The following is a 6,251-nucleotide window of genomic DNA, read 5'->3' as shown; positions in this document are numbered from 1 at the left end:
CCACCTCGCCACGATCACCGGTGATCCGCTGCCGCTACGCCCGCGCCGCTCCTGAGCCTGATCGACAGTTCAGGGCCAGACGTCGGACCATGTGACGAGGAGCCTCGGCAGACTTGTACAATTTGTTGTACGTAACGTTTGGAGGCGGCAGCATGCGCACCGTTCCCTACTCAGAGGTCCGGCAGAACCTGGCCAAGATGCTCGACCATGTCGTGGACGACGCCGAGGAAGTGGTGGTCACCCGTTCCGGCCGGGAGGCCGCGGTCATCATCTCGCTGCGCGAGTACGAGTCGTTGAAGGAGACGGCCTACCTGATGGCCAGCCCCGCCAACGCCCGCCGTCTGAATGAAGCCGTCGAAGAGCTGCGTAACGGGGGTGGGGAGATGCACGACCTGATCGACCCCGACGCCAGTTCAGGCGAGGCATCGGCAGCGTGAAGGTCCAGTTCGCCGGCCGAGGCTGGGAAGACTATCTGACCTGGCAACGAGATCGCCAGATGCTCAAACGAGTGAACGCCTTGATCGAGGACATCCGACGCAACGGCCACCAGGGCATCGGCAAACCGGAGCAGCTCCGCGGAAACTGGGCGGGATTCTGGTCGAGACGCATCGACCAGGAACACCGCCTCGTATACCGGATCATGGACGACACAGTGCAGGTCGCCCAGTGCCGCTACCACTACGAATGAGGTAGAGGACCACGCCCTCCGCCGAGGGACACGGCCCTGCGGCGGCTGCGTGCCGTCGTCATGCGACTTGCCGTACGACAACATCCCGGCCCGTCCAGCACCGCGCCACCGTGGTCAGCCACAGTCCGCGTCGAGAAGCCGAGCCGAGCGTCACCACGCGGCGCGGGCACCGGTTCCCATGAAAGATCAACAAGGTGGGCCGGAGGTACCACCATGCGAACCGCAACGCCACGATCGCCGGAGACCCGCTACCGCTGACTTTGCCGAGCTCATGGGCATCGGGCGGTGCCCGATGAACCCGGCCCGCCAGTCCGACCCGCCGGTGCGGTTCACCAATGCGACCCCGACACCGCCACGCGACAGTAGCGCGGCAGGCACGTCGCGGGCCCGGACGGGGGTGTGTCTTCGCGGTGAACTGCGACCACCCGAGCGCGGGTCAGCGGACGACGCCGTTGCGGTACGCCCAGATCACGATGTTGACCCGATCCCGGACGCCCAGTTTGGCCAACACCCGACCGACGTGGGTCTTCACCGTGACCTCGGCCAGGTGCAACCGCTGGGCGATCTCGGCGTTGCTCGCTCCCGCCACGATCAGGTCGAAGACGTCTTGTTCCCGGGCGGTGAACCCGACGGCCGCCGTGGTGTCGCGGATCGACGGGGAACTGGCGTGCCCGCCGACCAGGCGCCGGGTGGTCGAGGGTGCGATGACCGATCCGCCACGGTGGACCGTACGGATGGCCGCGGTCAGCCCCTCGGCGGTCGCGTCCTTCAGCAGATAGCCGCTGGCTCCGGCGTTCAGGATCCGGGTCGCGTAGTCGTCGTTGTCGTACGTGGTCAGCGCCACGATCTTCGGGGTGGGCCCGGGAGCCGCGAGAATGGTGCGGGTGGCGATGATCCCATCGGTGTCCGGCATACGGATGTCCATCAGGATGACGTCCGGGCAGTGCTCGGCCGCGAGTGCGACGGCTTCCTTGCCGGTCGCGGCGGTGGCGACCACGCGCATGTCGGGGGCCGAGTTGACGACCAGGGCGAACCCGGTGCGGACCAGATCCTGGTCGTCGGCGATGAGCACCGTGATGAGCGGCTCGGTCATTGCGCCACTTCCTCCTGGACCAGCGGCCATGTGGTGGTGACCGCGAACTCCGACCCGGCGGTGAGAGTGCAGGCCCCGTTGAACAACGAGCACCGCTGCCGGATACCGGACACGCCCCGCCCCTCCACCGGCGCGCTGCCACCCGGCCCCACCGACGGGCTGGTCACGGTGACGGTGAGCACCTCCGGCGTCCAGCACATGCGTAGGTGCGCCTGTTGCCGGGGGGCGTGCTTGATGACGTTGGTGAGCGATTCCTGGATCACCCGGTAGACGGCGAGGTCCATGCCCGGCCCGAGCGGCTGTTCGCTGCCGTCCGTGGTGACGGTCACCCGCAGACCGGCGGCGGCGACGCTGGTCAGCAGGGCCGGCAGCTCGCGCAGCCCCTTGGCGTCCAGGTCGTCGTCGCGGTCAACGGCGGTAAGCAGGCGTTTGACGTCGGCGAGCGCCTCACGACCCGTGCCCGCGATCCGGTCGAACAGCGGACCGGCGACCACGGCGTCGGCGCGGGCGGCGGCCCGACCGCCCTCGGCCTGGGCGATGATCGAGGCCAACGAGTGCGCGATGATGTCGTGCATCTCCCGGCTGATCCGGCTCCGCTCCTCATGAACCGCGAGTTGGGCGCGCATGGCGCTGTCCTGTTCGGCGAGCCGCCGGCGGCGCTCGGCATGGTCGACGGCGCTGCGCTGCTGGCGTTGCATCAGCCCGGTCGACCACGCGGCGAGCGAAGTCGCCATGATCAGCACACCGGGCAGCCCGGCGCCGAGCCGACGGTCGTGCAGGGCGTAGCCGGCGACCACGAGAGCACCGGCCGCGCCGAGCAGCAGACCGGCGTGCCGCAGCCGGTCCGTCGCGTACGCAGCGACCGCGTGGATGGCGACGAGGCCGACGAGGTCGCCGGGGAACAGGAAACTGTGCGCCACCAGCAGGTGCGTGCCCGAGATGACCGCCACCAGAGCAAGCATGGTCAGCGGCGCGACGCGGCGGATCGCCAGGGGCACCGCGACCAGTGCCGACCAGTACCAGTCGGGCAGACCGGCGAGACCGAGCAGCAGACAACCGACCACGACGGCGAGGGCGAGGCCAGCGTCGACCGCCAGCGTCTGCTTCGTCTCGGTCCGCACTCCCCCAGCGTAGGCAGCGGAGCGCGGCAGCGGAATCACGGCTTTCCGAGCGATACCGGAGGCTTGATACCAAGGTACCGGTCGAGGAGGAAACTCGATGCCGGGGACGGATGTGCACGGCCGGGGGCCTCCCTACCGTCGATGAGGTGACGACGCAGACGACGTATGCCGACATGGTGAGCTGCCGGGACGTCCGCAAGACGTACGGGACCGGCGAGTCCACGGTGCGGGCGGTGGACGGCGTCTCCGCCGACTTCGCCGCCGGCGAGTTCACCGCCATCATGGGCCCGTCCGGCTCCGGCAAGACCACCCTGATGCATCTGCTGGCCGGCCTAGACACGCCCACTGAGGGCTCGATCAGCGTCGCCGGCACGTCGTTGGTGGGGCTCGACGACCGCTCGCTGACCGAACTGCGGCGAGACCGGATCGGGTTCGTCTTCCAGGCGTTCAACCTGCTGCCCACGCTGACCGCCCGGCAGAACATCACGCTGCCGCTGCGGCTCGCCGGCCGGCCCGTCGACGCCGCACAACTGCGGGTCATCACCGACGCGCTGCAGATCGGCGACCGCCTCGAGCACCGTCCGGCCGAGTTGTCCGGTGGCCAGCAGCAGCGCGTCGCGGTGGCCCGGGCCCTGCTGGCCCAGCCCTCCGTCGTCTTCGCCGACGAGCCGACCGGCGCGCTCGACATCGCCACCGGCAGGGCCCTGCTGGGCGGCCTCCGTGACGCGGCACAGCAGTACGGTCAGACGATCATCATGGTGACCCATGATCCGGGAGCGGCGACGTACGCCGACCGGGTCCTGGTGATGGCCGACGGCCGCATCCACGACGAGCTGCGTCGCCCTTCACGGGAGACGATCCTCGCCTCGCTGGCGTCGGTGACGGTGTGATCATGATCTTCGCACTGGCCTGGGCGCAGGTCCGCACCTATCCGGCGCGGTTGCTGGCGATCATCGCTGCGGTGCTGCTGGCGACGGGCTTCCTCGCCGCCACGGCCACCTTCGCCGCCACCTCGGGTGAGGGGTTGCGGCTAACCGCCGCGGCGCCATTGACCACGGCCGACATCGTTCTCGACGCCGAGAGTTCGGTACGCGACCCGGGCTGGTACCGGGCCGTGGCGGACGTTGCCGGCGTCCGCACCGTCGACCCCCAGTTCGCGCGTACGGTCAACGTCTTCGGCGGCGACCGGCGCGGTTCGGCCAACGTACAGAGCATTGCCGCCACGCCCGAAATCCGCTGGTTCCACCTGGATCACGGGTCCTGGCCCAACGGCACGGGGCAGGTCGTCGCGGATCAGCGGACCCTCGACGACCTGGGCGTCGGCGTCGGCGGCCAGCTGATCTTCCGGCAGGGCGACAAGCAGCCGGTGACCGTCACCGTGACGGGCTCGACCGATCTCGAATTCCGGCCGTTGACCGGATCGTCGTTCCGCTTCTACGCCGACCCGTCGTTCTTCGCCGGGGACGTGCCGCCGGCGGCGCTGGCCACGGTCGACGACCCGGACCGCCTCGCGGCCACCATCGATGCGGTCGACCGCGCGCTGCCGCCGGGCGCCTCGGCGATGAGCGCCGCCGCGGCCGCCGACCAGGCCGCAGCGCGCTTTGCCGGGGGCAACACCCAGCTGGTCGTGCTGATGATGGCCTTCGCCGCGGTGGCCCTCCTGGCCTCCGTCCTGGTCATCGCCAACACCTTTCACGTGGTGATCGTCCAGCGGGTTCGGCAGATCGCACTGTTGCGGCTCGTCGGCGGCCACCGGGGCCAGGCGAGCCGGATGCTGCTGGCCGAGGCCACCATCGCTGGCGCGGTCGGCGCGACAGCGGGAGCCGCGGCGGGTGTCGCCGTCGGCTACCTCGGCGCCGCCCTGCTCGACATCAGCGGTGGTGGCCTGCGGGTGAACCCCCTGGCTTTGGCAGGCAGCGTGCTCGTGGGAGTGCTGGCCACGCTGGCCGCCGCCTGGCTCCCGGCGCGACGCGCCACCCGGATCCCGCCGGTCCGTGCCCTACAGGAGGCCGCCGAACCGCCCGCGGGCGCGGTCCGCGGTGGGCGTCGTCTGGTCGTCGGCGCGGTGGTCACGGTCGTCGCCGCCGCAGTGCTGGCCGTGGCCGGGATCGGCGCCTCGCTGCCGCTGGCACTCGTCGGTGGGCTGCTGCTGGCGGTCGGTCTGTTGATCGCCCTGCCCCGACTGATCGCGGTGCTGCTTCCTTCGGTCACCTGGCTCCTGGAGCGCTTCGGCGTGGCCGCCGGCCTGGCGGGGAGCAGCCTCAGCCAGAACGCTCGCCGGACCGCCGCGGCGGCGATGGCGGTGGTGGTGGGTTCGGCTCTGATCGCCTGTCTGGCCGTGGCGGCCACCACGGGACGGGCCACCATCGACGCCGACCTTGAGGCCCGATACCCGGTGGCCGTGAGCGCACGCACCGACGGCGGGCCCATCAGTGGGGACACTGTCCGGCGCCTCGCTGCGGTGCCGGAGCTGTCCGTCGCGTCCACCGTGGCCACCGTGGACGCCCGATTCTCCGACGGCGGCAAGGCGACGCCCGCCCAGCTCGCGGCCCTGCCCACCGCGCTGGCGGGCACTCTGGCTCCCGAACTCGCCGCGTCCGCCGGCCCGCCGATCGTCCTGCTGCCCGCCGCCTATCTCGCCGCGCGCGGCCTGTCGGACGGCAGCCCGGTCAGCGTCGGCGTGGGTAACCGGACTCTGCAGTTCATCGCGCACGCGAGCCGGCTGGCCGACACCACGGGTCAGCTCCTGGGGGTGACCTCCTCCGACGCGCTCGCGGCCCAGGGTGTGGCGGCGGTCCCCACGACCGCCTGGGCAGTGGCGCGTCCCGGATTCGACCGCGCCCTCCTGGCCGATCGGGTGAACGCCGTCGCAGCCAGCGACCCCGCCGTGGAACTGGGCGGCGGTATCACGGAGGGAAGCGACATCGCCGACGTGCTCGCCATCCTGCTCGGACTCTCGCTCGCGATGCTCGGCGTGACCGTGATCATCGCACTGCTCGGCATAGCGAACCTGCTGGGATTGTCGGTCATCGAACGTACCCAGGAGATGGCGCTGCTGCGTGCGCTCGGCACCCGGCGCGGGCGGCTGCGGGCGATGCTCGCCATCGAGGCGGTGACCATCACGCTGGTCGGTGCCGCCGCTGGCGTCGTGATCGGCGTTCCGGTGGGCCTGGTCGGGGTCACCGCCACGGTCGGCGCCACAGCCACACCTGTCATCCGGCTGCCCTGGGGGCAACTGGGTCTGCTGCTGCTCGCGGCCGTGGTGACCGGGGTGCTGGCCAGCGTGGCGCCGGCCCGACGAGCGACGCGGATCTCTCCCGCGCAGGGCCTGACCCACTAGCCGCACTCT

At 71.0% G+C, this 6,251-nt stretch carries 6 protein-coding genes; 4 read left to right on the top strand and 2 right to left on the bottom strand.

Features of this window, described 5'->3' with window-relative positions; all coding sequences use genetic code 11:
• Positions 1–152: 152 nt before the first annotated feature.
• Both GA0070215_RS21390 and GA0070215_RS21385 read left to right on the top strand, forming a co-directional pair.
• Positions 153–437 carry a type II toxin-antitoxin system Phd/YefM family antitoxin gene (locus GA0070215_RS21390; protein ID WP_018787151.1) on the top strand — a complete coding sequence of 95 codons (285 nt, stop codon included), beginning with the start codon at positions 153–155 and terminating at the stop codon, positions 435–437.
• Positions 434–688, top strand: a complete 255-nt coding sequence (locus tag GA0070215_RS21385; protein WP_091046349.1) for a Txe/YoeB family addiction module toxin — start codon at positions 434–436, stop codon at positions 686–688. Before GA0070215_RS21390 ends, GA0070215_RS21385 begins: the two co-directional genes overlap by 4 nt.
• 436 nt (positions 689–1,124) lie before the next feature.
• Here GA0070215_RS21385 and GA0070215_RS21380 read toward each other — a convergent pair whose 3' ends face one another.
• The gene (locus tag GA0070215_RS21380; protein ID WP_091048965.1) at positions 1,125–1,781 is read right to left on the bottom strand and encodes a response regulator; all 657 of its coding nucleotides are present in this window, start codon (positions 1,779–1,781) and stop codon (positions 1,125–1,127) included.
• The gene (locus GA0070215_RS21375; RefSeq protein WP_018789261.1) at positions 1,778–2,902 is read right to left on the bottom strand and encodes a sensor histidine kinase; all 1,125 of its coding nucleotides are present in this window, start codon (positions 2,900–2,902) and stop codon (positions 1,778–1,780) included. The genes GA0070215_RS21380 and GA0070215_RS21375 overlap by 4 nt, the downstream gene beginning before the upstream one ends.
• Positions 2,903–3,012: 110 nt before the next feature.
• Between GA0070215_RS21375 and GA0070215_RS21370 the strand changes: the two genes are divergently transcribed.
• On the top strand, positions 3,013–3,792 hold the full coding sequence (locus GA0070215_RS21370; RefSeq protein ID WP_051090563.1) for an ABC transporter ATP-binding protein: 780 nt from the start codon (positions 3,013–3,015) through the stop codon (positions 3,790–3,792).
• Positions 3,789–6,242, top strand: coding sequence for an FtsX-like permease family protein (locus GA0070215_RS21365; protein ID WP_091048960.1), 2,454 nt, complete (start codon positions 3,789–3,791; stop codon positions 6,240–6,242). Before GA0070215_RS21370 ends, GA0070215_RS21365 begins: the two co-directional genes overlap by 4 nt.
• The last annotated feature ends 9 nt before the right edge of the window (positions 6,243–6,251 follow it).

This window comes from Micromonospora marina, from assembly GCF_900091565.1.
Classification (GTDB): domain Bacteria; phylum Actinomycetota; class Actinomycetes; order Mycobacteriales; family Micromonosporaceae; genus Micromonospora; species Micromonospora marina.
This window is presented reverse-complemented; position numbering and strand designations above follow the sequence as displayed.